Below are 26,205 nucleotides of genomic sequence, written 5' to 3' on the forward strand. Positions count from 1 at the left end.
AGTCGCGTGATGCGGAAAAACTCTGAGATCAAGACGATTTCACCGGTCCCCGCCCACCTGGATCTGGTAATCCGTGCGCAGCGGATCATCGGGACGTCGGGGGAGACCAGCGGCTCGGTCGGCGTGCGCGACGGCCGGATCGTGGCGGTCGAGCCGCTGGACTCCGCCTTGGCCGCCAAATCGGTTGTCGAACTGGCCGCGGACGAGGTGCTGCTGCCCGGTGTCGTGGATGCGCATGTGCACGTCAACGATCCGGGCCGCACCGCATGGGAGGGCTTCCCGAGTGCAACGAAGGCGGCCGCCGCCGGTGGTGTCACCACGATTATCGATATGCCGCTCAACAGCATTCCGCCGACCTGCGATCTCGCGGCACTCGAGGTCAAGCGCAAGACCGCGCGGGATCGGGTGTACGTCGATGTCGGGTTCTGGGGCGGGGCGATCCCGGGGAATGTGGCGGATCTGCGCCCGCTGCAGGATGCCGGTGTATTCGGCTTCAAATGCTTTCTGCTGCACTCCGGCGTCGACGAATTCCCGGCACTGGACGCCACCGGGCTGGAGCTGGCGATGCGCGAGATCCGATCGTTCGACGGACTGCTCATCGTGCACGCCGAAGACGCGCATGCGATCGAGCACGCACCGATTCCAGAGGGGGACAAGTACTCCGGATTCCTGCGTTCGCGTCCGCGCGGTGCGGAGAATCTGGCCGTCGCTCAGGTGATCGAACTGGCTCGCTGGACCGGCTGCCGCGTGCATATTCTGCACGTATCGAGTTCGGATGTGCTGCCGATGATCGCCTCGGCCCGCCGCGATGGCGTCCGGATCACCGCCGAAACCTGTCCGCACTATCTGTCGTTCGCGGCCGAGGAAATTCCGGACGGGGCAACACAATTCAAATGCTGCCCGCCGATCCGTGAGAGCGGCAATCGCGAGCTGCTCTGGGCCGGGTTGCGCGATGGCACCATCGACATGGTGGTCTCGGACCACTCGCCATCGACCGCGGACCTGAAGTGTTTCGACACCGGTGACTTCGCCCGCGCGTGGGGCGGGATCTCCTCACTGCAGCTCGGCCTTTCGGCCGTATGGACCGAGGCGCGCCTGCGCGGGTTCACCCTGGTCGACCTCGCCCGCTGGATGAGCCGAGCACCGGCCCGATACGCCGGTCTGCGCCACAAGGGTGCCATCGAGGTCGGCTACGACGCGGATTTCTGCGTCTTCGCACCCGATGATGCCTTCGTTGTCGACGCACACCGCCTGCACCACAAGAACGCCGTCACGCCGTACGCGGCCCGCCCGCTGGCGGGTGCGGTGCGCGGTACCTGGTTGCGCGGCAACCGAATCGATATCGACGACGAGCCGCAGGGGCGGCTCCTGGCCCGAGGAGAAGTATGACCGATCGAACCGCCCCCGCCTTCACCCGACTGCCCGATCTCGCCTCCCGCGCGCTCGCGGGCAGTGTGGTCTACGCCAATGACGAATTGTTCGCCGAACGGGAGAACCTGATCCGGCCCGGCCGTGCGGTTTTCAGCACCGAGGACTTCGGCCACAAGGGCAAGACCTACGACGGCTGGGAGACCCGCCGTCGTCGCGAGACCGGCAACGACTATGCGCTGATCCGGCTCGGTGTGCCCGGTCGGGTGCACGGTGTCGTCATCGATACCGCCTGGTTCATCGGCAACTATCCGCCCTTCGCCTCGGTCGAGGCGACCAGTGTGGAGGGACAGCCGTCCCCGGCCGAACTGCAGCAGGCCGATTGGGTGACTTTGGTCGCGAAGTCCGAAATCGAGGGCAATACCGATAACTTCTTCGAGGTCACCGACGAGCGTCGGTTCACCCACGTGCGGCTCTCGATCTACCCGGACGGCGGCGTCGCCCGCTTCCGGGTGCACGGCACCGCGCTGCCGGATCCCCGTTTCCTCAGTGGCACAGTCGATCTCGCCGCAGTAGAGCACGGCGGCCAGGTCGTCGACTGCTCGAATATGTTCTTCTCCGCGCCGACCAATATCCTGTTGCCGGGCCGGTCACGGCAGATGGACGAGGGCTGGGAGGGCGCGCGCCGCCGCGACTCCGGCAACGATTACGTCAGCGTGCGGCTCGGCGCGCGCGGTGCGGTGCGGCGCGTGGAGATCGACACCTCGAATTACGTTGGCAATGCGCCGGGTTGGGCGGTGCTGCGCGGTGCGGACGTCGCGTCCGGCGCGGATCTCGACGATCCGTCGAGTTGGACCGAATTGCTGCCGCGGACCCGGCTGCAACCCGACGCCCGCCACTTCTTCCGGATCGGTGCGGGCGAGCCGGTCACCCATGTGCGACTCGATGTCTATCCCGACGGCGGCGTGGCCCGACTCCGGGTCCACGGTGAGATCGATCCGGCCACCTTGGTCGCCGATGCCGTCGCCTGGCTCGACGCCCTCCCGGAACCGCATGCGCTTCAGGTGCTCGCCACCGATGGCGGGTTGGCTCACGACGATGCGAGGAAGTTGCTCGCGCAACGCCCCTTTGCGAGTCCCGATGCAGTTCCGTCGGCTGTGATCGACGCGCTCCTCGCACGGTAGTCGCGGCGGGAGCGGCCGCAGCGCCCATTCCCGAGCCGAATCGATATGGTGACGTCGGCACGGGAATGGGCGCTGAGCCCGAAGCGCTCCGGACCGGCCCGACCATCTGGACAACCCCGAGCACCCGGACCAGGGCGTGGTCCGAAATCCGCTGGCGATCGGGGCCGAGTTGATCTAGCGTTCGCCGCATGGTGCGCGATGATGGGTCGGCTGATCGGCAAGCCATTGCCGCGGCGGCCGTGGCGGTGGTGCTGTGGGCTTCGGCCTTCGTCTTCATTCGCGCAGCGGGACACGATTTTTCGCCGGGCGCGCTGGCGTTGGGGCGATTGCTCGCGGCCTCGGTCACGCTCGTCGCCGTGCTGGTCATCAGAGGGGAGGGCCTGCCGGTTCGAGCCGCATGGCCGGGCATCATCGTCTCCGGGGTGCTGTGGTTCGGCGTCTATATGGTGGCGTTGAACTGGGGGGAGCGCAATGTCGACGCCGGGACCGCGGCGATGGTCGTCGGCATCGGACCGGTATTGATCGCGGTACTGGGCGGTTTGGTGCTGCGGGAGGGCTTTCCGGCCCGGCTGATGGCGGGTATGGCGGTCTCGTTCGCGGGCACGATCGTGGTCGGATTGTCGACCACCGACGGCGGTGGCGCCGCGGTGCTCGGTGTCGTGCTGTGTCTGATCGCCGCGATCGTCTGGGCCGCATCGACCATCGCGCAGAAGCCCGCGCTCGCGAGCGCATCCGCCTTGCAGGTGACCACCTTCGGCTCCGTCATCGGAACGATCGTCTGTCTGCCGTTCTCCGGGCAACTGATCACCGAGGCCGCCGCAGCACCAGTGTCATCGACGCTGAGTCTGGTGTATCTGGGCGTCTTCCCGACGGCATTGGCGTTTACCACCTGGGCCTACGCGTTGGCGCGCACCACCGCAGGAAAGATGGGCGTGACCACCTATGTCGTTCCCGCACTTGTTGTTGTGATGTCGTGGATCGCGCTCGACGAGGTACCTGGCCCGCTGACCATCGTCGGCGGCGTGCTGTGTCTGGCGGGTGTAGCGATTACCCGGGCTCGTCCACGCGTCGCCGCGCCCGTCGATCCCGAGGCTGCCGAAACTACTGCGTGAATCGCAGATGCCGGGCACCGGAAGGTCCGATCGGAGCTCGGCGCGTGTTCGGTCACGTGAGCGGTGGTTGCGGGGCAGAATCGACGGTTGTGGACACTTCTGATCCCACCGTTGACCTGATGGACCGCGCACTGAGGCAGATGGGCGAAGTCATCGCGGCGATTCGCCCGGAGCAGGCGACACTGCCGACGCCCTGTACAGACTGGGATGTGCAGGCGCTCGTGCGCCACGTCATCGGGCAAGACCTGCGGAATTTCCTGGTCTCCGTGCGCGGCGAGATGGCCGATTGGGCGGCCCCGCCCGAGGAACTCGGACCGGACTGGGCGGCGCAGTTCCGCGCCGCGGCCGCACCGGTGCTCGATACCTGGCGCTCCGCCGATCTGGACCGCCCGGTCTCGGGGCCCGGCGGCCGGGAAGCCCCACTGCGCAGTCGTGCCGACCAGCAGCTGACCGAATTGGCCATGCATGCCTGGGATCTGGCCCGCGCGACCGGCCAGGACCGGGAACTGGATCCGCACATCGCCGAACACGGCCTGGCCTGGTCGCATACCATGCTGCGCCCCGAATTCCGCGGTCCCGATAAGGCCTTCGGCCACGAGGTGCCCGTCCCCGCCGACGCGCCCACGTACGAACGACTCGCCGGTTGGTTCGGCCGCGATCCCGAGTGGAAGTCGCCCGGCGCGGCGGGCTGAGCACCGCGCCCAGTGCGCAGCCGTGCTGGTCTATCGAGCCAGCGCAATAGGTAGCTCGAACGCGCCACGGTGCCGAAATCCGAAGCGCTACTGGGTATTCCGCGCATCGCATGCGAAGGTCGCGGTGGCGCGGGCGATGAACAGCCGATCGAGCGCACGCTTCCTGCGATAGTGCGGTGCCGCGCAGACACGCCGTTCCAGCGGTGCCGAACACTGGGTGTGGTGAAGATCTCGGAATGTGCTGGTCATCTGGCCGAGGAGGTGCAAGGCTTAACCGGTGACACATCCTCCGGATACAGCGTCGGTGGGGGCGGATCCCGCGACCGACAAGCTCGACCTCGCGGTCTTCAAGGTGGCAGGGGTGGTCGTGCTCGGCGCGATCATGTCCATCCTCGACATCACCGTGGTGACCGTCGCGATCCCGAAGTTCCAGAACGAATTCCACACCACCACCGCGATCGCGGCCTGGTCGATGACCGGCTACACGCTGGCCCTGGCCAGCGTCATTCCGCTCACCGGATGGGCGGCGGACCGATTCGGCACCAAGCGGCTGTACATGCTCGCGCTGACGCTGTTCGTGCTCGGCTCGGTGCTGTGCAGCCAGGCCTGGAGTATGGAATCGCTCATCGGCTTCCGCGTGGTCCAGGGCCTGGGCGGCGGCATGCTGATGCCGCTCGGCATGACGATCATGACCCATGCGGCGGGTCCGCAGCGGATCGGCCGGGTGATGGCGGTGCTCGGTGTGCCGATGCTGCTCGGCCCGATCTGCGGCCCGATCCTGGGCGGCTGGCTGATCGATAGCCACGGCTGGAAGTGGATCTTCCTGATCAACCTCCCGGTCGGCGTCGTCGCTCTGATCCTGGCCTTCGTCGTATTCCCCGCCGACAGGCCGGAACCGTCGGAATCCTTCGATTTCCTCGGTATGCTGCTGGCCTCGCCCGGTTTGGCACTGTTCCTTTTCGGTGTCTCGTCGATTCCGGGTGAGGGCACGGTCATCGCGGCCAAGGTACTCATACCCGCCGTCATCGGCCTGGTGCTCATGGTGCTGTTCGTGCTGCACGCGCTGCGTATCGAACATCCGCTGATCGATCTGCATCTGTTCCGCAACCGGTCGCTGACCTTCGCGGTGCTCACCATGGTGCTGTTCGCGACCGCGTTCTTCGGCGCCGGTCTGCTACTGCCGACCTACCTGCAGCAGGTGCGCGGTGAGACGGCCATGGCGGCCGGTCTGCTGATGGCGCCGCAGGGCCTCGGCGCGATGTTGACCATGCCGATCGCGGGTCGACTCGTCGACAAGATCGGTCCCGGCAAGATCGTCATGACCGGCATCTCGCTGCTTTCGCTCGGCACGGTGTTCTTCGTGCAATTGAAGGCCGATACGCCGTATTCGTTCATGCTCGGCGCATTGTTCGTCATGGGACTCGGCATGGGCTGCACCATGATGCCGATCATGACCGCGGCGATCCAGACGCTGACCCATCAGCAGGTCGCCCGTGGTTCGACACTGATGAACATCATCAACCAGTCCGCCGGATCGATCGGCACCGCAACCATGTCGGTGGTACTCAGCAGCCTGCTGAACCGGCAAACATTCGCCAAACCTGCGATCGCGTCGAATTACGATCCATCGATCGCGGCCAAGCTGCCGCCGGGTGCGGTCGATACGGGATTGAGCCAGGCCGCGTCGGCATTCAGCCACACTTACATCGTGGCGCTGGTACTCATCGTGCTGACCCTGATTCCTGCGTCGTTCCTGCCGCGTACCAAGCCGAAGGCGGATGCGGTGGCGGAGGCACCGGCACTGGTCCATTAGTCGCGGGCTCCGAGTTCGCCTGGGTGCCAGGCGAACTCGGAGCTACCGCTGGGCCGCGTGCAGAAATTCCAGGACGAGGGGGCTCGCGGTGTCGCGGAATTCGTCGAAATAGGCGTGCCGCGCGCCCGGGATCAATGCGAGCCGAGCGCCCGGTATGCGCTCCACCAACAGCGGCGCGTTCGCCGCGGGATTGAATCGGTCGTCGGTCCCGTGTACGACCAGCGTGGGAACCGCGATATCCGGCAGCACATCCCATGCGTCGTGCTTATTGCTCGCGTAGAGATGCCTGCGTTTGGCGTAGGCGGGCATCTCCGGATCGCCGAGGGTATTGAACGGGCCGAATGTGCTCGCCAGATACCCGGGCGTGTACATCAATTCCAGCAGCGCCTGCCGTACCGCCGCCGGATCGGCCTCGGACAGCGACTTTCGGACCCCGGCGCCACGTTCCACCGCGTGCCGACCACCCGGCGAGGTGCAGCCGAGCACCAGCGTATGGACCCGATCCGGAAATCGCGCGGCCAGCCACTGCGCAACCCGCCCACCCATCGACGTGCCGTACACGGCGACCCGGTCGATGCCGAGATCGTCGAGCACCGCGATGGCATCCTCGGCGAATCCCATGGTGCTGTACCGGATATCCGGCTTATCGCTGTCGCCGGTGCCGCGATAGTCCAGCGAGACGGTGCGATACGCGGTCTCGAAGTCCGTACGGATCCCGTCCCACCAGTGGTGGTTGTTCGCCTGTCCGCCGAGCAAGAGCAGCGGCGAGCCGACACCGGCGGTCTGATACGCGATCCGCGCGCCATCCGCGGCCTTGGCATACGGCATGGTGCGAACTCCCCTCAGCCGTAGAGTGCGACGAAGCGCTCCAGCGAGCGCTCGATATCACCCTTGAGCGCACGGGCGACGCCGGAACCGATCGGACCGAACAGCGGCGCGCCGCCCAGATCGATATCGACGGTGACCTCCGAGCCCGCGCCCTTCGGGGCGACGAGCAGTTCGAGCTTGAACTTGGTGCCGCCCTTGCCCGCGCCGCTCAATGCCAGTCGCCGGGGCGGTTCGGCGGCCTTGACGGTCCAGGTCACCCGATTGCGCAACCCCTTGACCGAGGCGACGCCGATGAGTTGGGTGCCGACGGTGAGTTCGGCGGGCACCTCATTGCGCCACGCCTCGTGCATGGTGAGCCATTTGTCGAGCTCGCTCAGATCGGAGGTGTGCGACCAGGCCTCCTGTGGGGTGATCGGCACATCGACGGACACCTTCAGCTTTGCCATTCGCGCATGGTATCCGGTACCTGCGGTTCGCTATACGTGGGCACGTGCGGCATCGACGATAGCGATCGGCTACTGCGCCGCTCGCGCGATGGCCCTGCACGGGTGAAATTCGTGCAGGCCAAGGGATCCGGAAGGCGGCGTGCGAAATGGCCGGGGGCGCTGGCGGTTCGAGGAATCGGAATGTGGTTTTCGGATCGAGAGAGACTTCGCTGCGATGCTGCTACTGTGGGCGGGTCGTCGGGTGCTGGGCAGTCGGCTCGGCTCGATCCGTTCGGTCGGTGGTTCCCTGGAATCACTTGCCCTGCGGGCACTCTGGGGCGGTACTGGTGTGCGTGCGGTCGTGGCCGCAAAGGTGCTCCGGTACGCCGACGTGGCCGCATTCGACGAGTGTTATTCCTGGTCGGCGTCGCGAGAAAGGCGAAACAAACCGCTGCGACACCGGCTGTCGCAACGACGAGAGAGCTGATGAATCAAGATATCGCCGTGGTGCTTTCATGGATCCTCGCCCCCGCTCTCATTATTGCCGTGGCGGCGGCGGTGTATATAGCGCAATACGCGAAACAACAACGGGCCAGAGCCGAGACTCTCAGTAGGGAGAGCCGCGCGCACGAGGAGATTCTCGAGCACTTCGCCGGAAAGACTCTTCCGGCGATGTCGGAGGCGGTGCGCCGCTTCGAGGCGCCGGTGTCGGCGATCGAGGTGCCGACGGGGCTGGAGAATTCCCGCTTCGCCCAGTGCCTGCAGTGGGTCTCCGAGCGCTTCGCCGATGACCTACGGGTCGTGCAGTCCGAGACGCACGAGCAGGTCGTCCGCGAGTCCGACGACAAGGCCCAGCAGGTCGTCCAGACGACCCAGGACGCCACCCGCGCCGAGGTGGAATCCGCCTCGCGGGCGGCGACCAGTGCGGCGGTGCGCTCCTTCGGCACCTCCGTGGTCAGCCTCGGCGCCGACGTCAGTCAGGTGGTGAGCGCCGCGTTGCGCGAGCACCGCGACGACGAGGTCTACGCCACCCTCACCCGCATCGACCACACCGTCCAGCAGATGCTGCGGCAGGCCCAGTCGTATGTGATCGTCTGTGGTGGTCTGCCGGGTCGGCGCTGGCCGGCGCAGTCGCTCACCGATGTCGTCGGTGGTGCGATCGGACGTGTTCGCGACTATCTGCGGGTGCGCCCTGCGCAACTCGACCGCACCGTGATCAGCCGTGCGGTGGAGCCGTTGGTGCACACCCTGGCCACCCTGCTCGACAACGCGCTGCGCTACTCCCCGCCAACGTCTTTCGTCGACGTGAGCTTCCAGGAGGGCCACCACGGCGTCACCGTCATCATCGACGACGCCGGTGTGCGGATGAACGCCGAGCAGATGGAAGAGGCCAGGCAGGTGCTCGCCAACGAGCGCCCGATCGACATCCACCAGCTCGGCCCGTCGCCGCGCGTCGGCTTCCCCGGCATCGCGGCACTGGCGCGGCGTTACGGGTTCACCGTCTACATCGATGGCCCGAACATCTACGGCGGCATGCGGGCCATGGTCTACATCCCCGAGGCGCTGCTCGTCACCGCGCCCAGGACCGTCGCCGAACCGGCCGCGCCCACTGTCGCGCCCGCCCCGGCGCCGAGCGCCAACGAGAAGCCCTTCGAACTGTCCCCGGTTCCGGTCTTGGCCGGGGTGAGCGAACAACCCGCCGAGAACGAGGAATTCGCTGTGCACGAGATCACGAGTGGTGGCCTACCCAAACGACGCCGCAGAGCGGTGGCACCGGTACCGGCCGCCAATGCGGGCACTGAATCCGACGCGGGACAGGCTCGCCCGGAGATCGCCTCCGCATGGCAGACGGGTTCCAAGAGCGGCCGTGAGGCCGCCGCCTCCGACAACAGCGAAGGGATGTCATCCTGATGAGCACAGTGACCGACAGCAGCAATAGGCTGGGTTGGCTACTCGAGGATCTCAGCAGTGTGCCCGGTGTTCGGTTCGCGGTGCTGCTGTCCGACGACGGACTGCGGATCGCGCACTCCGACGGTGTGACCAAGGACGATGCCGAGCGTTTCGCCGCGGCCGCTTCGGGTCTGCGCTCGCTGGGTAAGGCGCTCGGCGAGTTCTGCGGCGGTGTCGATAACGGCGTGCGGCAGAACATGACCGAGTACGACCAGGGCATGATCCTCATTACCGCCGCGGGGGATGGTGCGCTGCTCGGTGTTTCGACGACGCCGGAAACCGATATCGGGCTGGTCGCGCACCGCATGAACGAACTCGCCGGGCGGGTCGGGCACGAGTTAGGCGCCCAGCCGCGCGGGAGAGTTGAGGGCGGCCTGTCCTCATGACCAGGTCCCGGCGAGACCCCGACCTGGTCCGGGCCTATGTGCGCACCGGGGGACGAATCCGTCCCAGTCGTGAGCTGGACCTGGTCACCCTCGTCGTCGCCGCCAAGGACCCGGCACCTGGCGCGACACCCGACGCGCGCCAGGTCCTGAACCTCTGCAGCCGTCGCAGCGCGCTGTCCATTGCGGAAATCGCCGCATATCTAGACCTGCCGCCGTCCGTGGTGAAGATCGTCGTTGCCGATCTGCTGGACAGCGAACATCTGGCTACTCCTACCCCGGCCGAAACCATGCCGGAGATCACCCTGCTCGAGGAGGTACTCAATGGGCTCCGTGCTCTCCCGGCCTGAGCGCAATGTCGACTATGTGCCGGAGACCGTGACACGGTCGGTAAAGCTCCTGGTAGCAGGCAATTTCGGCGTTGGCAAAACGACGTTCGTGAACAGCGTCTCCGAGATCCGGCCGCTGCGCACCGAGGAGACGATCACCGAGGCCAGTGTCGGCGTCGACGATATGGCCGGACTGCCCGGCAAAACCGAGACCACCGTGGCCATGGATTTCGGGCGCATCACGCTGAATCCCACACTCGCGCTGTACCTGTTCGGCACGCCGGGACAGCGGCGCTTCGTCCCGCTCTGGGAGGAGTTGGCCCGCGGTGCGCTCGGCGCGCTGGTCCTGGTGGACACTCGGCGCATCGAGAAGGCCGATGAGGTGCTCTCGGTCCTGGAGGAGCGCGGTGTGGCATATTCGGTGGCGGTCAACCAGTTCGAGGGCGCCACGCGCTATCCACTCGAGGAGATCCGCGATGCGCTGGACCTCGCACCGGATACCCCGCTGACCTCACTCGATGCTCGGCAGCGCAGCACCTGTCTGCGCTCGCTGATCACTCTTGTCGAATTCCTGTTCCATCGGCAGGAATCCCGGAGATAGCTATCGCATTGCAGCCCGATCGAACCCATTCCCGCCCGGTCGCCCTCGGGTCGCCGATCGATATCGATGGCCCGCGGGTGGCGCTCTACACCGAGGAATTCGCCGCCGATCCGCATCGGGCATACCGCGAAATGCGCCGCCAGTATGGATCATTGGTGCCGGTGGACCTATCGCCTGGTCTACCGGCCACTTTGGTGATCGGCTATCACACCGCCGTGCGAATACTCAATGATCCGGACCACTTTCCGGCCGATCCGCGCACCTGGCAGCAGCATGTTCCCGGCGAATGCCCGGTGCTGCCGATGCTGGAGTGGCGCCCGAATGCGCTGCGCAGTGCGGGATTGGAGCATTTGCGATATCGGCAGGCGAATGTCGCGAGCCTCGCCGAGGTCGATCTGCACGCGATGCACGCCATCGTCGAAGCGGCCGCCGTCCCGCTGATCAATGCCTTCTGCGGCGACGGCGCTGCGGATCTGATCAGCCAGTACGCATTTCCGCTCACCTTCCAGGTGCTCAATGTGATGCTCGGCTGCCCGGCAGAGATCGGCCAGCAGGTCGCCAGTGGGATGGCGGCGATCTTCGAGGGCGTGAACGCGGATAAGGGCAATGCGATGCTCTCCGACGCGCTGTTCGATCTCGTCACCCTCGAGCGCAAGAGCCCGGGCGACGATGTCACCTCGCGTCTGCTCGCACATTCCGCCGAGCTCACGGATGTGGAGATGATCCACCAGCTCGTCACCCTCTACGGCGCGGGTATCGAGCCGCAGCAGAATCTGATCACCAATACGCTGCTGCTGATGATGACCGACGACCGGTTCGCGGGCAATGTGCACGGCGGCAGCATGTCGACCCGCGATGCACTCGACGAAGTGCTGTTCACCGACCCGCCGCTGGCGAACTACTGCGTCTCCTACCCTAGACAGCCGATCCTGATCGACGATGTCTGGCTACCCGCGCATCAACCGGTCGTCATCAGCATGTCCGGGTGCAATAACGACCCAGCCATCGGGGTAAGCGAATTCGGGCCCAACCGTTCGCATCTGGCTTGGAGCGTGGGACCGCATGCCTGCCCGGCGCGGTCGGTCGCCTATCTGGTCGTCCAAGACGCCATCGATCAGCTGCTCGACGCGCTTCCCGAAATGCGTTTGGCGGCAAAGCCCGAAGAACTCACTTGGCGGCCGGGGCCTTTCCATCGGGCCCTGGTATCCCTACCTGTCACCTTTCCCAAATCCCCTCCGCTAGCCATGCTTTAAGGAGATTTCTGTGGATCAACACCCTATTACCCTGGATCCGACGGGAACCGATATCCAGGGCGAATCGGCGCGCCTGCGTGAGTGTGGGCCGGTGGCGCTGGTGGAACTGCCCGGCGGTGTGCGGGCCTGGTCGGTAACGGATGCGGGGCTGCTGAAGAAGCTGCTGGTCGACCCGCGGGTGTCGAAGGACGCGAGCCAGCATTGGCCAGCATTCATCAATGGCGAGATTCCGCACGACTGGCCGCTTTTCCTGTGGGTCGCGGCCAACAATATGTTCACCGCCTACGGTGCGGACCACAAGCGGCTGCGCAAGCTGGTCGCGCCCGCGTTCACCCACCGTCGCACCGAGGCGATGCGCGCGCAGATCGAGCGGATCACCGAGGAACTGCTCGCCGGACTCGCGACGACGCCTGCGGGCGAATCGGTTGATCTGCGTGAGGCTTTCGCGTATCCGCTGCCGATTCAGGTCATCTCCGAATTGATGGGCGTGCCCGAAGAACTCAATCCGGGCCTGCGTAAATGCGTCGACGGTATTTTCGACACCTCACTCGGTCCGGAGCAGTCGCAGGCCAACTACATGGAGATGTATCGCATTCTCGGTGAATTGGTGGCGTATCGGCGCGACAATCCTGGCGACGATATGACCAGTCTGCTGATCTCACATCGCGACGAGGAGGACGGATCGCAGCTCACCGAGCAGGAATTGATCGATACGTTGCTGCTGGTCATCAGTGCCGGGCATGAGACCACGGTCAACCTGCTCGACCAGGCGATCTTCGCGCTGTTGACCAATCCGGAGCAGCGCGCCGCGCTGGGCGAGGAGCGGGCGACCTGGGCCGATCTGGTCGAGGAGGCATTGCGGGTGGAGGCGCCCGTAGCACATCTGCCGCTGCGGTTCGCGGTCGACGACATCGAGGTCGACGGGGTGCATATCGCCAAGGGGGAGCCGATTCTCCCCTCGTACGCGGCCGCCAACCGTGATCCGAAGGTCCACGGTGACACCGCCGATCTGTTCGATGTGGCGCGAGACAATAAGGAGCACTTGGCTTTCGGGTACGGTGCGCACCATTGTCTCGGTGCGCCGCTGGCTCGGCTCGAAGCGCTGGTGTCGTTGCCCGCGATCTTTTCACGGTTTCCGAATATGCGGCTGGCAGCGGATCCGTCCGAGTTGGGGAGCGTGGTCAGCTTCATCTCCAATGGGCATGCCAGGCTGCCGGTGACGTTGGTGTAGTCGCCGGTACGAGTCAGCGCAAAGCGTCGAGGCGGCCCTGCTTTCGGGCCTGGGCCAGCCCGCGGCGGGCCATGAAGCCGTTGGCCAGCAACAGGAGTGTCTTGTTCGGAGGTGCGATGAATCCGGATCGGGTGTGCGGGGCGTAGGTCGCGTCGGTGCCGTCGACTTCGATCCAGCCGGTGTGCTGGCGGCATTCGAGTCCGACGAGTTGCGGACGATAGGTATGCGTGAGCAGACCCGCGCGGCGACCGCCCTGGGCGACTCCCGCTGGGACCGTGAGGCTTATGCCCGCCGAACTCGAATCGCCGACCCGCACCGGGACCACGGCCGGATAGCCGTCGGACTGTCGATAGGCGAGCAGCCGATGCGGCAGTTTCGCGGCGCTCGCCGCGGCCTTGGCGCTGTCCATCCGCGGGCCGGTGCCTTTCGCCGGTGGCTTCTGGGCGTCCGCGGTATCGGGTAGCGGTTCGCCGTATACCTCTGGTTCGCCGGTCGCATCCAGGTTCGGCCACGCGATGATCCGGGTGACCGTGACCGTCACCAGTACTCGGTCGGCGTAGTACGCACTGAGCCAGCGATCCCAGAATCGTCCGCGTCGCGGTGCGCCGAGATACGGCGTGGCCTGTTCACCGATTCGGTCCAGGACGGTCTGGTCGGGCTCGGCATCGAAGGTCGCCAGGCCCTGTACTACGACGAAGCGCTGATTGGCCGGATCGCCCAACCCGTGCTCACGCGCATGGTATGCCAGCGCGACCTTCGGCTCCCGTTTCATCCGATCCAGCTTGCGGCCGAAGCCGAGTGAGGTCGTGAACCCGACCGTCCCCAACTCCCGATCCCGCAACCCGATCGGTGACACCGCGGTCACCACCGCCCCACCCGCCGGAGTGATGTAGGCCAATCCAGCGGTGAGGTCACCGCGCAGGACATCGTCGATATCATCCGGCCACGTAACTGCCATGGCCGCACATTACCCGATCCGTGGCTCATGTGGCCTATGTGAAACTAACCCGGCTTCAGTTGCTCTGCACCGCGATTCGGATGCCGAGGGCGACCATGAACGTGCCCATGGTGGCATCGATCGCGCGGCGGACGGACCGGCGATCGAGTACGTGGCGCAGAGCGCCGACACCGACTGCGAGCAGCGAGAACCAGGCCAGGCAGACGGTTGCGGTGACGATGCCCGCTTCAAGAGTGTCCAGGGTGCTGGGCTCAGCGGGCAGGAACTGCGGCAGCAAGGCGATGAAGAAGACCGCCACCTTGGGGTTCAGCAGATTGCACAGCAGGCCCTGGCGAAATGCGTGGGCCGTGCCACGCGATTTCAGCTCCGGCGTCTCGACCGGATAGTTCCCCCGCCGCGCGGCCAACAGCGCCCGCAGCCCGAGCACGGCCAGATACCCAGCACCGATGAGCTTGAGCACGGTGAACGTCACTGCTGATGCGGCCAATACCCCCGCGATCCCGACCGCGGTCACCATCGACCACACGAACACCCCCAACGCGATCCCAACCGCACTGGCAACCCCCACCCGCCGTCCCGAAACCGCGGCATTGCGCGTCACGATCACAAAATCCGGCCCTGGCGACATACTCCCCACCAGCATCACCCCACCGAGCACCAGCACCTGCGCAGTCGACATCATCCAGCCAGTCTAGGAATGCGGACCGAGCCGAGCACCTGTGGGGCGACGGGGTGGGACAACGGCTTGTCTCGAAATTATTCTCATAATTAGTTCTGCTTGCCGAGGTGTCGGTAGAGGGTGGCGCGGGAGATGGCGAATTCGGCGGCGATTTCGTCGATGGGTCGGCCGGAATCGCGCATGTGGCGGGCGGATTCGACCATTTCGGTGGTCATGGCGCCTGGGCGGCCGCGGCGGATCGGGTGGGTGGGGGAGTCCGGGATCGGTGGTGATCGGTGGGCGGGGGCGTGGTGGGCGGCCGGAGCGCCGAGTAGGCGCCGGGCGCCGTCGAGGACGGCCGCGCGGAGTTCGTCGGTCGGACGGTCGGCGAAGATGACCACCGGGTCGCTGAGTGCCGCGTAGACCTGCGCCGCACGGACTCTGGTGGTGAAATCGGCGTCGGGGCCGGCGATCAGGTCCTGCGCGGACAGCGCGATGGTCCGCAATCGCGCGAAGGTCGCCTCGTCATTGGATAGCGCCTGGTCCTGCATGTGCATTCGCAACAGTTGACCGTGTGCGAGCCATACATCGAGCAGTCCTGCCACCACCGCCCAGCATTGCGACCGCGCATCGCGCTGGTGGCCCGCGGCTTCGAGCACCGCCTCGCTGTCGGCCAGCAAGGGCTCCACGAGCGCGGCGACGATATCCCTCTTGCTCGGGAAGTGATACAGCACTGCGGTTTTCGTGAGCCCGACCCGCTCGGCGATTTCACGCACGGAGACCGCGTGGTATCCGCGTTCGGCGAAGAGGTCGAGCGCGGATACCAGGATGCGGGCACGTGAATCGTCGGCCATGGTGACCGATCCTACCCCTTGACTGACCAACGGTCAGCGCCGTACAGTACTGACCATCGGTCAGTCGATTTCGAGACAGGGAGTGGGCAATGCGAAACGAGCAGGTTTTGATCTCAGGTGCGAGCATCGCCGGGCAGACATTGGCGTATTGGCTTGTGCGACACGGATTCCGGCCGACAATTGTCGAACGGGCAGCCGGCCTGCGGGTCGGCGGCCAAGGGGTGGATGTGCGCGATCAGGCGATCGAGGTCGCCGAGCGCATGGGCATCATGTCGCAGCTCCGCTCGGCCGCCGCCGACGTCACCGGCATGCAGTTCGTGAACGTCACCGGCGATCCCATCGCCCGCGTGGACACGCAGAAGATCAAGGACAAATACGACAGCGCCGAGGTGGAGATCATGCGCGGCGATCTCGTCCGGATCCTGCACGACAGCAATGCCGGTGTGGAATACCTTTTCGGCGATTCGATCCAGGCCCTCGACCAGGACGACGACGGTGTCACCGTCACCTTCGAGCACGGTCCGCGACGGCGATTCGACCTGGTGATCGGTGCGGACGGCCTGCATTCGACCGTCCGGCGGCTGGCCTTCGGCCCGGAGCGGGACTTCGTCCGCCACCTGGACCACTACTTCGCCTTCGGCAATGCCGATGCGGCGCTCGGACCCGACCGCTGGGTCACCGTCTACAACACACCGGGTGCGATGTCCGGAATCTATCGGTCCGGCAACCACGCACAGGCCAAGGCCTACTTCATGTTCCGCAGCCCACTGCTCGACCTCGACCCGCGTGATGCGGCGGCGGCCCGCGCGGTGCTGGCCGACCGGTTCGGCAACGAATCCGCCTGGAACGTGCCAGCACTGCTCGACGGCGCACTGGCCGATCCGGAGTTGTATTTCGACTCGCTCGGCCAGGTCCATATGACGTCGTGGTCTGCCGGACGCATCGCCCTGGTCGGTGACGCCGCCTACTGCGCTTCACCCGTCTCCGGAGCCGGTGCCGAACTGGCGCTCGTCGGCGCATACCGGCTCGCCGGTGCCCTCGCCGCCGCGAACGGCGAGCACCACCAAGGCTTTCACGATTACGAGCAGAGCCACCGCGCACTGGTCGACCGCAAACAGCAGATCGGACCGAACCTTCGACTCATGGTGCCCAAGACCCGCCCGGGCATGGCGATTCGAAACGCCCTTACCCGCCTGTCCGTGCTGGAATCCATGGCGGGCATGGAACGCATCATGGCACCGAAGGCGAGCGACCCGCTGCCGGATTACCCACGGACGCAGCCCCTTTCACCCAGCACGATAGGCTGCTCGCGCTGAGAACCGGCGTAGGGTCCCGAGTATGGCGTTCTCAGTCGAGCGGTTCGACCACATTGTCATCAACTGTGCCGATGTCGAGGCAACCGCGGCGTGGTATGCGAAAGTCCTCGGCATGCGGGTGGCGACGTTCGGCCCGACCGGCCGCACCGCGCTGTACTTCGGCAATCAGAAGATCAACCTGCGACCGGTCGGCGCGCTCGCGCGCGACCCGAATTGGGTGACGGCTCGCACGGAAGCGGCAGGGTCGCAGGATCTGTGCTTCATCACCCGGGCCTCGCCGCGGCAGGTGCGAGATCATTTGGTGGACTGCGGAATTGAAATCACCAGCGGTCCGGTCACCAAATCGGGTGCGCTCGGTGACATGATCTCGCACTACTGCCGCGACCTGGATGGCAACCTCGTCGAGATCGCGGTCTACCCGGAGGGCGACTGAGGTCGCGAGTCAGCGGCGCAGGAATTCCAGGGTGGCGCGTTCGAAGGCCGCCTTGGCCTCGATCATGACCCAGTGTCCGCTGTTCGGAAAGACGTGCAGTTCCGCATTGGGGATCAGCCGCATCGGCACGAGCGCCATATCCGGCGGGCTGACGCGATCGTCGAGACCCCAGGTCAGCAGCGTCGGGCACTGCACCTTGTGCAGCATCGACCAGTACGGCGGAGTTTTCGAGTTCGCCAGGAACTTCTGCTGCATCGCCCAGGCCGCCGAACCGTACATCATCGCGGCGGTCTTCTGGGTGTCCGGATGCTGCGCGGCCTCCCAGCGTTCCTCGATGATCTCGTCGGTGATCACCGCGGGGTCGTAGACCATGCTCCGCAACCAGCGCAGCAGCTTGTCCCGATCGGGTTTGTCGGCGAATTCCTGCAGCAGCCGAATCCCTTCGCTCGGGCTGGAGCTGAAGATATTCGGGCCGATACCCCCGATGGTGACGAGTTTGCTGACCCGCTGCGGATGCTGGATCGCGAGGTTGGCCGCGACCACACCACCCATCGAGTTGCCGACCATGGCCGCCGATTCGATGCCGAGTCCGTCCATGAAGCGCAGCACCGCCGCGCCCGCGGTGAGCACGGGGTGCCCGTCCACCGCGTCGCTCACGCCGAAGCCGGGAAATTCGAGTATGTAGCAGTGGAAGTGCTCGGCGAAGACCGCGAGGTTGCCACGATAATTGCGCCACCCGTTCACACCGATCCCGGACCCGTGCAGCAGCAAGAGCGGCGGTCCATCGCCCGCCTCGTGATAGCGCAGCACCCCCTGATCGGTGCTGAGCTCCCGCTTCGTGCCTTCGTATGTCACGTCCATGAGATCACGTTAGAACACGTTCTAGATTGTGCAAAGCATGGGAACAGGCGGGTGAGCGTGAAAATCGGCGCGGTAGCACCGCAGCAGAAAACTGACCGTCTGGTATGTAATTGCGAAACGCTGGGCGATTCGCGGATATCGACGGCCGCTATGGGGTAACGATCGATGCAACCCACTGGCAACTCGCATCCGGCGCCGCACCAGGAGGACCGAATCATGAGCTACCGAACAATCACGATCGCCACGCTGTTCGGCGTCGCCGCTGTCACGCTGACCGGCGTCGCGCCGAACGCGAGTGCCGTTGTGACCCGGATGGGCGTCATGCCGGATTCGAATTACGGCCTGGCGACCAACTACGGCACCGACTGTGCGGCCACCGCCGAGGCCTATGTCGATAATGCGGCCGAGCCGGTTTCGTTCTACGACAACGGTGTACTGCTCGGCGTGGTCCGTCCGCTCGGCGGCATCGCGCTGTTCACCTGGTTTCCGGCGACCACCGGCCCGCATACGCTGAGCGCCGTCCAGGCCCCGGACGTCACGCCCATCGCGACGGTGGACGTCCGGGTCGGCACCGGTGTGCACGTCGGCTTCGCCTGCCTGGTCTTCGGCAGCTGAACTCAGCGGGTCCCTTCGGCTCCGCGCCGGGCCACCGAATCGATGGCGACCGATACGGCCAGCACCGTGCCGGTGACCATGAAACGCACCGACGAGTCGACGTTCAGCAGCAGCATGCCGTTCGTAATCGATTGGATGACAAGGATTCCCAGTAGTGCGGCATAGGCGCGCCCGCGTCCGCCGAAGAGGCTGGTGCCGCCGATGACCGCCGCCGCGATGGCATTGAGCAGTATGTCGCTGCCACCGGAACTCTGGTTGACGGCCACCAGGCGGGACGCCGCGAGGACGCCGCCGACCGTCGCGAGCGCGGAGCATCCGATGAATGCGGCGATGCGCACCCACGTCACATTGATTCCGGCGCGCCGTGCGGCCTCGGCATTGCCGCCGACGGCGTAGATGCGCCGCCCGAAGACGGTGCGCCGCAGCACCAGATCGACGGCCAGTACCAGTCCGCCGAAGATCACCAGGGTCAGCGGCACCCCGCGATCGGAATTCAGCACCACCACGGTGGCGGCCAGCAGCAATGCCAGCGCACCCGAACGCAGCGCGATCCACCCGGGAGCCGACACCGTCAGCTCGGCCATCGCCCGCTGCCGCCTGGTGCGCACACTCGCGACCAAGTGCCCACCCGCGAGCAGCACCACCAACAGCCACGCCAGCCACGGCGGCAGCCAGGTATCGCTGATCGTCGCGATCCCGCGATCGAACGGCAGATTGACGGTCCCTTCCTTGCCGAGCAGATACAGCATCAGTCCCTGCCAGCCGATCAACCCGGCCAGCGTCACCACGAAAGACGGCATGTTCAGCTGGGTCCGCATCACCCCGTGCAGCAGTCCGATCGCCGCGCCCACCGCGACTGCGGCGAGCACCGCGACCACCGGATGCCAGCCATGGTGCACATACAGTTGGGTCATCACCACGGCCGTCAGCCCGCTGACCGATCCGGCGGACAGGTCGATCTCACCGAGCAGCAGCACCAGCACGATGCCGAGTGCGATGGTGCCGGTCGCGGCCATCTGCAAGGCGAGGTTGGTGAGATTCTCCGCGGACAGGAAGTGCGCATTGAGACGGTTGAACACCACCGCGATGACGACGAGTCCGACCGCGACCGGAATGGATCCGACATCACCGCGGCGCAGCCGGTCCGCCGCCGCATCGGCCCATCCGCGAAACGGATTTCTTTGCAGCGCAGGTTGTTTCATGGCGAGCTCACTCATCACACGGCCCCCGTGATCGCGGCGACAATGGCCTCCTGACTGGCCTGCGCGGTCTCGAACTCACCGGCATTGCGGCCGAGACGCAAGACGACGACACGATCGCTGACGGTCCGGACATCGACCAGATTGTGCGAAATCAGCAGCACCGCGAGGCCGTGCTCGCGCAGTCGGCCGATCAGCGCGAGCACCTGCGCGGTCTGTTCGACGCCGAGCGCCGCGGTCGGTTCGTCGAGGATCACCATCTTGGGCTGCCCGAGCAGCGCCCTGGCGATCGCGACGGACTGCCGCTGCCCGCCCGAGAGCGCGGACACCGGCGCCCGCACATCCTTGATCTTCACATCCAGCGACCGCAGTAGATCCCGCGCGCTGCGCTCCATCGCGATTTCGGAGAGCACGCTGAACGTTCTTGTCTCCGTGCCGAGATGCAGATTGGCAACCACATCGAGGTTGTCGCACAGTGCGAGATCCTGAAAAACCGTGGTGATCCCGAGCGCCTGCGCATCCTGGGGCCGGGTGATCCGAACCGGGGCCCCGGCGAAGGTGATCTCCCCCTCATCGGCGATGATTGCCCCGGAGATCACCTTCACCAGCGTCGATTTGCCCGCGCCGTTATCACCGACGAGGGCGACCACTTCACCGGCCCGTACCTCGAGATCGGCACCGGCCAGTGCCTGTACCGCACCATAGCGCTTGACGATGCCGCGTGCGGCGAGAATCGTTGTCGCCGCACTCATTTGAGTCCCGCGGCCTGGCATGCCGCCGCGACATCGGGCGTGCAGATCTCGGCGACGGAGTAGAGGCCGTCCTTGACGATGGTGTCCTTCAGGTTGTCCTTGCTCACCGCGATCGCGTCCAGCAGGAACGAGGGGATCTTCGCGGAGCCGTTATCGGTTGCCGCTGGGGCCGCAGGCTTTTCGCCCTTGCCCAGCGCGACCGCGAGTTCGGCCGCCTGTTCGGCCTGGGCGCGATAGTTGAGATAGATGGTCATCGTCTGCTCACCGGTGAGGATTCGCTGTACCGCGGTGAGTTCGCCGTCCTGACCGGTCAGCGGGGGCAGCGTTGCATAACCCGCCCGCTTCAGGGCCGCGATCACACCGCTGGCCATGCCGTCATTGGCCGAGTAGACACCGACGATGGAATCCTTGCCAAGTGCGGTGATCGCCTGTTCCATCTCCTGCTGCGCCTTATCCGGCGACCAGTCGGGAGTATCGAATTCCCTGGCGACCTTCACCTTTCCATCCAGCGCCTGGTGTGCGCCCTGCTTGTAATCGCCCGCGCTCGGATCGGTCGGCGCGCCGTTGATCATCACCACCTGCCCCTTGTCGACGGTGCCGCGTTTGGTCAGCTCGGCCAGCAGGGCCTCGCCCTGCACCCTGCCGACCTTTACATTGTCGAAGGAGACGTAGTACTCGTAGCCGATGCCGGAGATCAGCCGGTCATAGGCGATCACCGGGATCTTCTTCTGCTTGGCCTGATTGACCTGTGGCGCAACGGCATCGGCGTTCACCGCGTCGAGCACGATGACATCGGCACCCTGGGTGAGCGCGGATTCGAACTGGCCCTGCTGCTTGGCCGCATCCTGATCGGCATTGAAGTAGAGCACCCGGCAACTCGCGCACAGCTGCCTGGTCTTGGCTTCGAACAGCGGCCGGTCGAAGGCCTCGTAGCGGGTGGTCTTGGATTCCGGGAGCAGAAGCGCGATCGTCGGGTTGTCGCCGCCCGACTTCGCGTCGCCGGTGCCGGAGCTACAGCCCGCAGCCAGGACGAATGCGGCTGCCGCCGCGGTGATGAGCAGAATTCGACGCATGAGAATCACCGTGCCGAGAGGGGATTGAAAGGTGCGCCCGGTTGAGCGTTGATAAGAAAGGTAGTTTACTAACCACGGGGTGTCCAGTGGTTACGCGGAGGAGGATCAGTGAGTAAGGTCGGCAATCCCCAACTGCTGCGCACAATGAACGAGCGGCTGCTGCTCGACCACCTCCGGCTGCACGGACCGTCCTCGCGCGGCGAGCTGGCCAAGGCGAGCGGACTGTCCAAACCCACCGTCTCGGCGGCGCTTTCGGGCCTGGAGGAGGCCGGATTGGTGCAGCTCGTCGGCTCGCTGAGCGGTCGGCCGGGCCCGACGACGGCGATCTACGACGTGAATGTGCGCGCCGGTGTGGTGGCCGGGGTCGATATCGGCCGCCACTGGGTTCGGCTCGCGATCGCCGATCTGCGCGGTGAATTCATCGCCCGCCGCGATATCCGCAATTCGGCCCGCTCGGCCGTCGACCTGGTGCGCCGGGTTCGCACGCTGGCGCACAAGGTTGCCAATGACGCCGGAATGGATTGGGCAGCAGTGGATTACGCGGTGATCGGCAGTCCGGGCGTGCTCAACACCGCCACCGGTCGGCTCGACTACGCCCCGAATCTGCCCGGTTGGGGCCGGTCCGGACTGGTCGGACAGTTGCGCGATGCGCTGGAAGTCGATTCGGCGATCGAGAACGACATCAATCTCGCGGCGGTCGGGGAACTCACCTACGGCGCGGGTGTCGGCGTGCGCAACTTCGTGCTGGTCTCGATCGGCACCGGCGTCGGTATGGGCATCGTGATCAATGGCGAACTCTATGTCGGCAGTACCGGCGCGGCTGGCGAGGTCTCGTTCCTGCCCGCCACCGAGGTCGACGCGGCACCCGATGACGCCCGGCACCGCGGGATGACCGAAACGGTGGCCGCCGCGGGCGGCGTCACCCGCACCGCGCGGCAGGCCGGGCTGAGTCCGGCGTCGGCGAAGGACATTTTCGCGGCGGCCGTGGCGGGTGAGGCGCGGGCGCGCTCGGTGGTCGAGGCCGAGGGGCGCCGCATCGGTGCGCTCATCACCGCGGTCGCGGCGATTCTGGACCCGGAACTCGTCGTACTCGGCGGCGGCATCGGCCACAATGTCGACCTGCTCGGCGACGCTATCGCCCGGCGCATGGCCGAACTCGGGCCGCTGCGTCCGCGCATTGTCGCCAGCACGCTCGGCGATGACGGCGTGCTCAGCGGTGCGGTCTCCCGCGCGCTCGATATCGCGCGGGACCGGCTCTTCGATCGGCGCGCACCGGGCGGGTGATGTGGGAGGTGGCCTCGGGGTCGATCAGAGCAACCCGATGGCCTTGAGCAGCAGCAGCGTCAGGCCCGCGGTACCGGCGAAGGCGACGCCGCCGTCGCGGATCACGATGCCCGTCGGTGAGCCGCTGACTTTGGACAGGATTGCGGATATCACCGCGACGATGATGCCGACGAGCACGGCGACGACAACGAACAAAACCCGAACGGTAGTGGACACTCGACGCTCCCTCGATGTGGATCGTCGCAGTGTAATAGTGCAATGGCTATCTTGTAGCAAAGCGGCGGGATGCGGTGCGGCTACGCGGGTTTGGTGGCCGCCAATCCGTACAACAACGGCAGGATCGGGTCTGTTGGCGGCAGTCGGAACCAGTCGTTGTCGGTCCGGATCATGCGGGACCAGCGCGGCCACGGCAACATCTCGGTTTCGGTGAGATCGGTGATCCGCAGACCGGCGGCGATCAGGGCATCGACCACCTCGCCGAGACCGTGGCGCCACTCGTAGGCCGTGGTGTCGGTGGTCAGTGCCGGGCCGTCGGTGTAGGTGTGGTCGCTGTCGCGGCGTTGTGCGCCCCGGCCCGCGAGGTAATCATCGTGCAGGACAAGCGAATTCGGATCGACTTCGGGCGGTGGGGTGGGGCCGAGTGCGTGCAGTAGCGGGTGGAATTCGACGATATAGACCAGGCCGCCCGGGCGAAGTAGTTCGGCGAGTACGCTCGCCCACCCGGCCAGATCGGGCAGGTAGCAGAGCGCGCCCTTGCCGGTATAGACGATGTCGAATTGCCGGTGCCCCACCGCATTCGGCGCGTCGTACACGTCCGCGCAGACGTACTCGACGGCATTCGCTGCCAGTTCGCGGGCGTGCCGGACGGATGCGGGGGAGAAGTCGAGACCGACCGCGCGCGCCCCGCGTTTGGCGAATTCGACCGTTTCGGTGCCGAGGTGGCACTGTAGATGCAGTATGTCGCGGTCGCGCACGTCGCCGAGGATGTCCCATTCGAAGGGTGCGAACCAATGCGACGAGTCATGATCGCGATAGAACCCGCTGGCCGCGTGGATCGGTGCGCGCGCGTCCCAGTTCCCCCGATTCACCAGCAGCGGATCGAGGCCTTCTTCGATACTCACCGCGCCATCGTATTGCGATTCACAGGAATCCCTTGGGAAATTTTGGCACGCTATTTGGGGTATCGCGGTTCACTGGATTAACGACAGATGTGCGGATCGGCAGGATGGGGCAGGTCCAGCCCGAGGGAGGACAGACCGTGCACACAACCGCTTCGATCGCAATCGTCCGGCCCGATGACCGAGGGCGCGGCGGCATCACCCCCGGTGGAGTGAGCAGGAGGGGGCGGCGTTCCCTCAATGCCGACGCCTTCGCCACCTTTACCGACCCGACCGTCGGCCGCACCGCCTTCGTCGTGGCCGACGGTATCGGTGACAACCTGCTCGCGGCCAGGGCCGCGCGCACGGCCGCCTCGTTCGCCGCCCGGATGGCCGCGCGCGGTGGTGCGGTCGCCGGTGTGCTCGCGGCCCAGCAGGAACTGCTGCGACAGTTCCCGGAGCAGCAGGCCGACTGTGTGCTCGTGGTCGCGGTGCTGCCCGCCGCCGGACAACCCGACGGACCGTGCGATATCGCGTGGGTCGGCGACTGTCGCGCCTACCGCTGGAACGGCCGGGTGCTGCACCAGATCACCACCGACCACACCGTCGCCGAGTACATGCGTGCAAAGGGGATCGCACCGTCGGGGCGGATGGACCATCTCGTGACCACCTCGACGCGTACCGTGCGTCCGGCCGCCATCGGGCGCGCTGCCACCGGATCCAGCCGTGGCCGACTGCTCTTGAGCACCGATGGCGTGCACAAGCGACTCGATATGGTCGAGATCAAGGCGATGCTCGCCGCCGACGAGACCGCGGGCAGCATCGCGGAAGCGTTGGTGGACAGCGCATTACAGGCCGGGAGCACCGACAATACGACCGCACTCGTCGTGGACTGCCGGTAGTCGCCTTTCCTGCTAGAACTGACTCGACACAGTGTGCCGAGTGGAGTGGGGATATGCGGGCGATTCAGATCAGTGAACTAGGTGGACCTGAGGTACTGCGTGCGGTGGAGCTCGATGCTCCGGATCCCGGTCCGGGTGAGGTCGCGATCGATATCGCGTATGTCGGGGTGAACTTCGCCGACCTGCAGGCGCGTTCGGTGGGATATCGGGTGACGGAGCTGCCGTTCGTGCCGGGACTGGAGCTCTCGGGGCGGGTGCGCGCGCTCGGCGCGGGTGTGGACGGGTTGGCCGTGGGCCAATCGGTGGCGGCGATCACCGAGGGCGGCGCATACGCCGAGGTCGCCGTGGTGTCCGCCGCGACGGTCTTCCCGGTGCCCGATGGCGTCGACTTGCGCACGGCTGCAACGCTTCCCACAGTTCTGCCGACCGCCTACGCCCTGGTGAACACCGTCGGGAAGCTGCAGCCCGGTGAGACCGTTCTGGTGCAGGCCGCGGCGGGTGGGGTGGGCACCGTGGTCGGCCAAGTGGCCAAGCTCGCGGGCGCGGGCGCGGTCTACGGCGTGGTCTCCAGCGAGGCCAAGGCCGAGTATGCGCGCAAGCTCGGCTACGACGATGCCTTCTTGGCTGATACCTTCACCGCGGACGTGCAGGAGGCGACCAATGGCCGCGGTGTCGATATCGTGCTCGATCCGGTCGGCGGCCAGACCCTGCGGCGCGGTCTGGAATCGCTGGCCATGTTCGGTCGGCTCATCTCCTACGGCAATGCCAGTGGTGAGCCGGGCTGGCAGATCGGCCAGCCGGAGCTCTACCCACGGGGACTGTCGATCTCCGGCTTCTCGATTCTCGGACTCACCACCGCTGCGCCGAAGGTATTGCGCGAGATCGCCGACCGTGCCTTCCGTCTGGTCACGACCGGCCAGGTGGAGCTGCCGATCACCGCGGAGTTCCCGCTTGCCGAGGCCGCCGAGGCGCACCGCCTGATGGGCGGGCGCACCTCGACCGGCAAGCTGGTCCTCGCGGTGAACGGCTGACGG

The 26,205-nt window shown here is 66.1% G+C and carries 28 protein-coding genes; 17 read left to right on the forward strand and 11 right to left on the reverse strand.

Annotated features, from left to right (window positions below):
• The first annotated feature begins 9 nt into the window (after window positions 1-9).
• The 5 genes from allB to ABZ293_RS14440 all read left to right on the forward strand — a co-directional run bounded on the left by allB (window position 10) and on the right by ABZ293_RS14440 (window position 6,169).
• Window positions 10-1,389: an allantoinase AllB gene (allB, locus tag ABZ293_RS14420; protein WP_355180619.1), complete on the forward strand. Its 1,380-nt coding sequence runs from the start codon at window positions 10-12 to the stop codon at window positions 1,387-1,389.
• Window positions 1,386-2,552 (forward strand): allantoicase, encoded by a 1,167-nt coding sequence (gene alc / locus ABZ293_RS14425; RefSeq protein ID WP_355180621.1) that lies wholly within the window; start codon window positions 1,386-1,388, stop codon window positions 2,550-2,552. Before allB ends, alc begins: the two co-directional genes overlap by 4 nt.
• Before the next feature lie 188 nt (window positions 2,553-2,740).
• Entirely contained in the window at window positions 2,741-3,664 is a 924-nt protein-coding gene (locus ABZ293_RS14430; RefSeq protein ID WP_355180623.1) for a DMT family transporter, read from the forward strand.
• A gap of 119 nt (window positions 3,665-3,783) precedes the next feature.
• Window positions 3,784-4,356 carry a TIGR03086 family metal-binding protein gene (locus ABZ293_RS14435; protein WP_355180624.1) on the forward strand — a complete coding sequence of 191 codons (573 nt, stop codon included), beginning with the start codon at window positions 3,784-3,786 and terminating at the stop codon, window positions 4,354-4,356.
• Window positions 4,357-4,660: 304 nt separating this feature from the next.
• On the forward strand, window positions 4,661-6,169 hold the full coding sequence (locus tag ABZ293_RS14440; protein WP_355180626.1) for a DHA2 family efflux MFS transporter permease subunit: 1,509 nt from the start codon (window positions 4,661-4,663) through the stop codon (window positions 6,167-6,169).
• A 42-nt stretch (window positions 6,170-6,211) separates the two neighbouring features.
• Here ABZ293_RS14440 and ABZ293_RS14445 read toward each other — a convergent pair whose 3' ends face one another.
• Both ABZ293_RS14445 and ABZ293_RS14450 read right to left on the reverse strand, forming a co-directional pair.
• Entirely contained in the window at window positions 6,212-6,997 is a 786-nt protein-coding gene (locus ABZ293_RS14445; protein WP_355180627.1) for an alpha/beta fold hydrolase, read from the reverse strand.
• A 14-nt stretch (window positions 6,998-7,011) separates the two neighbouring features.
• On the reverse strand, window positions 7,012-7,443 hold the full coding sequence (locus ABZ293_RS14450; protein WP_355180629.1) for an SRPBCC family protein: 432 nt from the start codon (window positions 7,441-7,443) through the stop codon (window positions 7,012-7,014).
• A 465-nt stretch (window positions 7,444-7,908) separates the two neighbouring features.
• On the opposite strand from ABZ293_RS14450, the gene ABZ293_RS14455 reads away from it, so the two are divergent.
• From ABZ293_RS14455 to ABZ293_RS14480, 6 genes are read left to right on the forward strand one after another with little or no spacing between them, the layout of a single operon-like run.
• Complete coding sequence (locus ABZ293_RS14455) at window positions 7,909-9,333, forward strand: sensor histidine kinase (protein ID WP_355180630.1); 1,425 nt, start codon at window positions 7,909-7,911, stop codon at window positions 9,331-9,333.
• Window positions 9,333-9,758: a roadblock/LC7 domain-containing protein gene (locus tag ABZ293_RS14460; RefSeq protein WP_355180632.1), complete on the forward strand. Its 426-nt coding sequence runs from the start codon at window positions 9,333-9,335 to the stop codon at window positions 9,756-9,758. Before ABZ293_RS14455 ends, ABZ293_RS14460 begins: the two co-directional genes overlap by 1 nt.
• A complete protein-coding gene (locus tag ABZ293_RS14465; RefSeq protein WP_354951071.1) occupies window positions 9,755-10,105 on the forward strand; it encodes a DUF742 domain-containing protein in 351 nt (116 codons plus the stop codon). The genes ABZ293_RS14460 and ABZ293_RS14465 overlap by 4 nt, the downstream gene beginning before the upstream one ends.
• Window positions 10,080-10,685: an ATP/GTP-binding protein gene (locus tag ABZ293_RS14470; RefSeq protein WP_355180634.1), complete on the forward strand. Its 606-nt coding sequence runs from the start codon at window positions 10,080-10,082 to the stop codon at window positions 10,683-10,685. Before ABZ293_RS14465 ends, ABZ293_RS14470 begins: the two co-directional genes overlap by 26 nt.
• A gap of 8 nt (window positions 10,686-10,693) precedes the next feature.
• The gene (locus tag ABZ293_RS14475; RefSeq protein ID WP_355180636.1) at window positions 10,694-11,938 is read left to right on the forward strand and encodes a cytochrome P450; all 1,245 of its coding nucleotides are present in this window, start codon (window positions 10,694-10,696) and stop codon (window positions 11,936-11,938) included.
• 10 nt (window positions 11,939-11,948) lie between these two features.
• The gene (locus tag ABZ293_RS14480; RefSeq protein ID WP_355180637.1) at window positions 11,949-13,169 is read left to right on the forward strand and encodes a cytochrome P450; all 1,221 of its coding nucleotides are present in this window, start codon (window positions 11,949-11,951) and stop codon (window positions 13,167-13,169) included.
• 13 nt (window positions 13,170-13,182) lie between these two features.
• Here ABZ293_RS14480 and ABZ293_RS14485 read toward each other — a convergent pair whose 3' ends face one another.
• The 3 genes from ABZ293_RS14485 to ABZ293_RS14495 form a co-directional block, all read right to left on the reverse strand.
• On the reverse strand, window positions 13,183-14,127 hold the full coding sequence (locus ABZ293_RS14485) for a hypothetical protein (RefSeq protein WP_355180639.1): 945 nt from the start codon (window positions 14,125-14,127) through the stop codon (window positions 13,183-13,185).
• A gap of 55 nt (window positions 14,128-14,182) precedes the next feature.
• Window positions 14,183-14,809, reverse strand: coding sequence for a LysE family translocator (locus ABZ293_RS14490; RefSeq protein ID WP_355180641.1), 627 nt, complete (start codon window positions 14,807-14,809; stop codon window positions 14,183-14,185).
• Between the two features lie 86 nt (window positions 14,810-14,895).
• The gene (locus ABZ293_RS14495) at window positions 14,896-15,639 is read right to left on the reverse strand and encodes a TetR family transcriptional regulator (RefSeq protein WP_355180643.1); all 744 of its coding nucleotides are present in this window, start codon (window positions 15,637-15,639) and stop codon (window positions 14,896-14,898) included.
• An 89-nt stretch (window positions 15,640-15,728) separates the two neighbouring features.
• On the opposite strand from ABZ293_RS14495, the gene ABZ293_RS14500 reads away from it, so the two are divergent.
• Together ABZ293_RS14500 and ABZ293_RS14505 are read left to right on the forward strand one after the other, a co-directional pair.
• Window positions 15,729-16,955 carry an FAD-dependent monooxygenase gene (locus ABZ293_RS14500; protein ID WP_355180645.1) on the forward strand — a complete coding sequence of 409 codons (1,227 nt, stop codon included), beginning with the start codon at window positions 15,729-15,731 and terminating at the stop codon, window positions 16,953-16,955.
• 22 nt (window positions 16,956-16,977) lie between these two features.
• Window positions 16,978-17,388, forward strand: coding sequence for a VOC family protein (locus ABZ293_RS14505; RefSeq protein ID WP_355180647.1), 411 nt, complete (start codon window positions 16,978-16,980; stop codon window positions 17,386-17,388).
• Between the two features lie 9 nt (window positions 17,389-17,397).
• Here ABZ293_RS14505 and ABZ293_RS14510 read toward each other — a convergent pair whose 3' ends face one another.
• A complete protein-coding gene (locus ABZ293_RS14510) occupies window positions 17,398-18,249 on the reverse strand; it encodes an alpha/beta hydrolase (protein WP_354951054.1) in 852 nt (283 codons plus the stop codon).
• Between the two features lie 216 nt (window positions 18,250-18,465).
• On the opposite strand from ABZ293_RS14510, the gene ABZ293_RS14515 reads away from it, so the two are divergent.
• Window positions 18,466-18,864, forward strand: coding sequence for a hypothetical protein (locus ABZ293_RS14515; protein WP_355180649.1), 399 nt, complete (start codon window positions 18,466-18,468; stop codon window positions 18,862-18,864).
• 2 nt (window positions 18,865-18,866) lie between these two features.
• Here the strand turns inward: ABZ293_RS14515 and ABZ293_RS14520 are convergent, their stop codons facing one another.
• Genes ABZ293_RS14520 through ABZ293_RS14530 form a run of 3 tightly spaced genes read right to left on the reverse strand, consistent with a single transcriptional unit; the run spans window position 18,867 to window position 21,888 of the window.
• Window positions 18,867-20,066, reverse strand: a complete 1,200-nt coding sequence (locus ABZ293_RS14520; protein WP_355180651.1) for a sugar ABC transporter permease — start codon at window positions 20,064-20,066, stop codon at window positions 18,867-18,869.
• A 14-nt stretch (window positions 20,067-20,080) separates the two neighbouring features.
• On the reverse strand, window positions 20,081-20,815 hold the full coding sequence (locus ABZ293_RS14525; protein ID WP_354951049.1) for an ATP-binding cassette domain-containing protein: 735 nt from the start codon (window positions 20,813-20,815) through the stop codon (window positions 20,081-20,083).
• The gene (locus ABZ293_RS14530) at window positions 20,812-21,888 is read right to left on the reverse strand and encodes a sugar ABC transporter substrate-binding protein (RefSeq protein WP_355180653.1); all 1,077 of its coding nucleotides are present in this window, start codon (window positions 21,886-21,888) and stop codon (window positions 20,812-20,814) included. The genes ABZ293_RS14525 and ABZ293_RS14530 overlap by 4 nt, the downstream gene beginning before the upstream one ends.
• Window positions 21,889-21,996: 108 nt before the next feature.
• Between ABZ293_RS14530 and ABZ293_RS14535 the strand changes: the two genes are divergently transcribed.
• Window positions 21,997-23,172, forward strand: a complete 1,176-nt coding sequence (locus tag ABZ293_RS14535) for an ROK family transcriptional regulator (protein WP_355180655.1) — start codon at window positions 21,997-21,999, stop codon at window positions 23,170-23,172.
• Between the two features lie 24 nt (window positions 23,173-23,196).
• Here ABZ293_RS14535 and ABZ293_RS14540 read toward each other — a convergent pair whose 3' ends face one another.
• Both ABZ293_RS14540 and ABZ293_RS14545 read right to left on the reverse strand, forming a co-directional pair.
• Window positions 23,197-23,388: a hypothetical protein gene (locus tag ABZ293_RS14540; protein WP_355180657.1), complete on the reverse strand. Its 192-nt coding sequence runs from the start codon at window positions 23,386-23,388 to the stop codon at window positions 23,197-23,199.
• Window positions 23,389-23,468: 80 nt separating this feature from the next.
• The gene (locus tag ABZ293_RS14545; protein WP_355180659.1) at window positions 23,469-24,293 is read right to left on the reverse strand and encodes a class I SAM-dependent methyltransferase; all 825 of its coding nucleotides are present in this window, start codon (window positions 24,291-24,293) and stop codon (window positions 23,469-23,471) included.
• Between the two features lie 137 nt (window positions 24,294-24,430).
• Here ABZ293_RS14545 and ABZ293_RS14550 point away from each other — a divergent pair, with 137 nt between their 5' ends.
• Window positions 24,431-25,171, forward strand: a complete 741-nt coding sequence (locus ABZ293_RS14550) for a protein phosphatase 2C domain-containing protein (protein ID WP_355180661.1) — start codon at window positions 24,431-24,433, stop codon at window positions 25,169-25,171.
• 53 nt (window positions 25,172-25,224) lie between these two features.
• Entirely contained in the window at window positions 25,225-26,202 is a 978-nt protein-coding gene (locus ABZ293_RS14555) for a zinc-binding dehydrogenase (RefSeq protein WP_355180663.1), read from the forward strand.
• The last annotated feature ends 3 nt before the right edge of the window (window positions 26,203-26,205 follow it).

This window comes from Nocardia sp. NPDC005998 (assembly GCF_040614395.1).
Lineage (GTDB): Bacteria > Actinomycetota > Actinomycetes > Mycobacteriales > Mycobacteriaceae > Nocardia.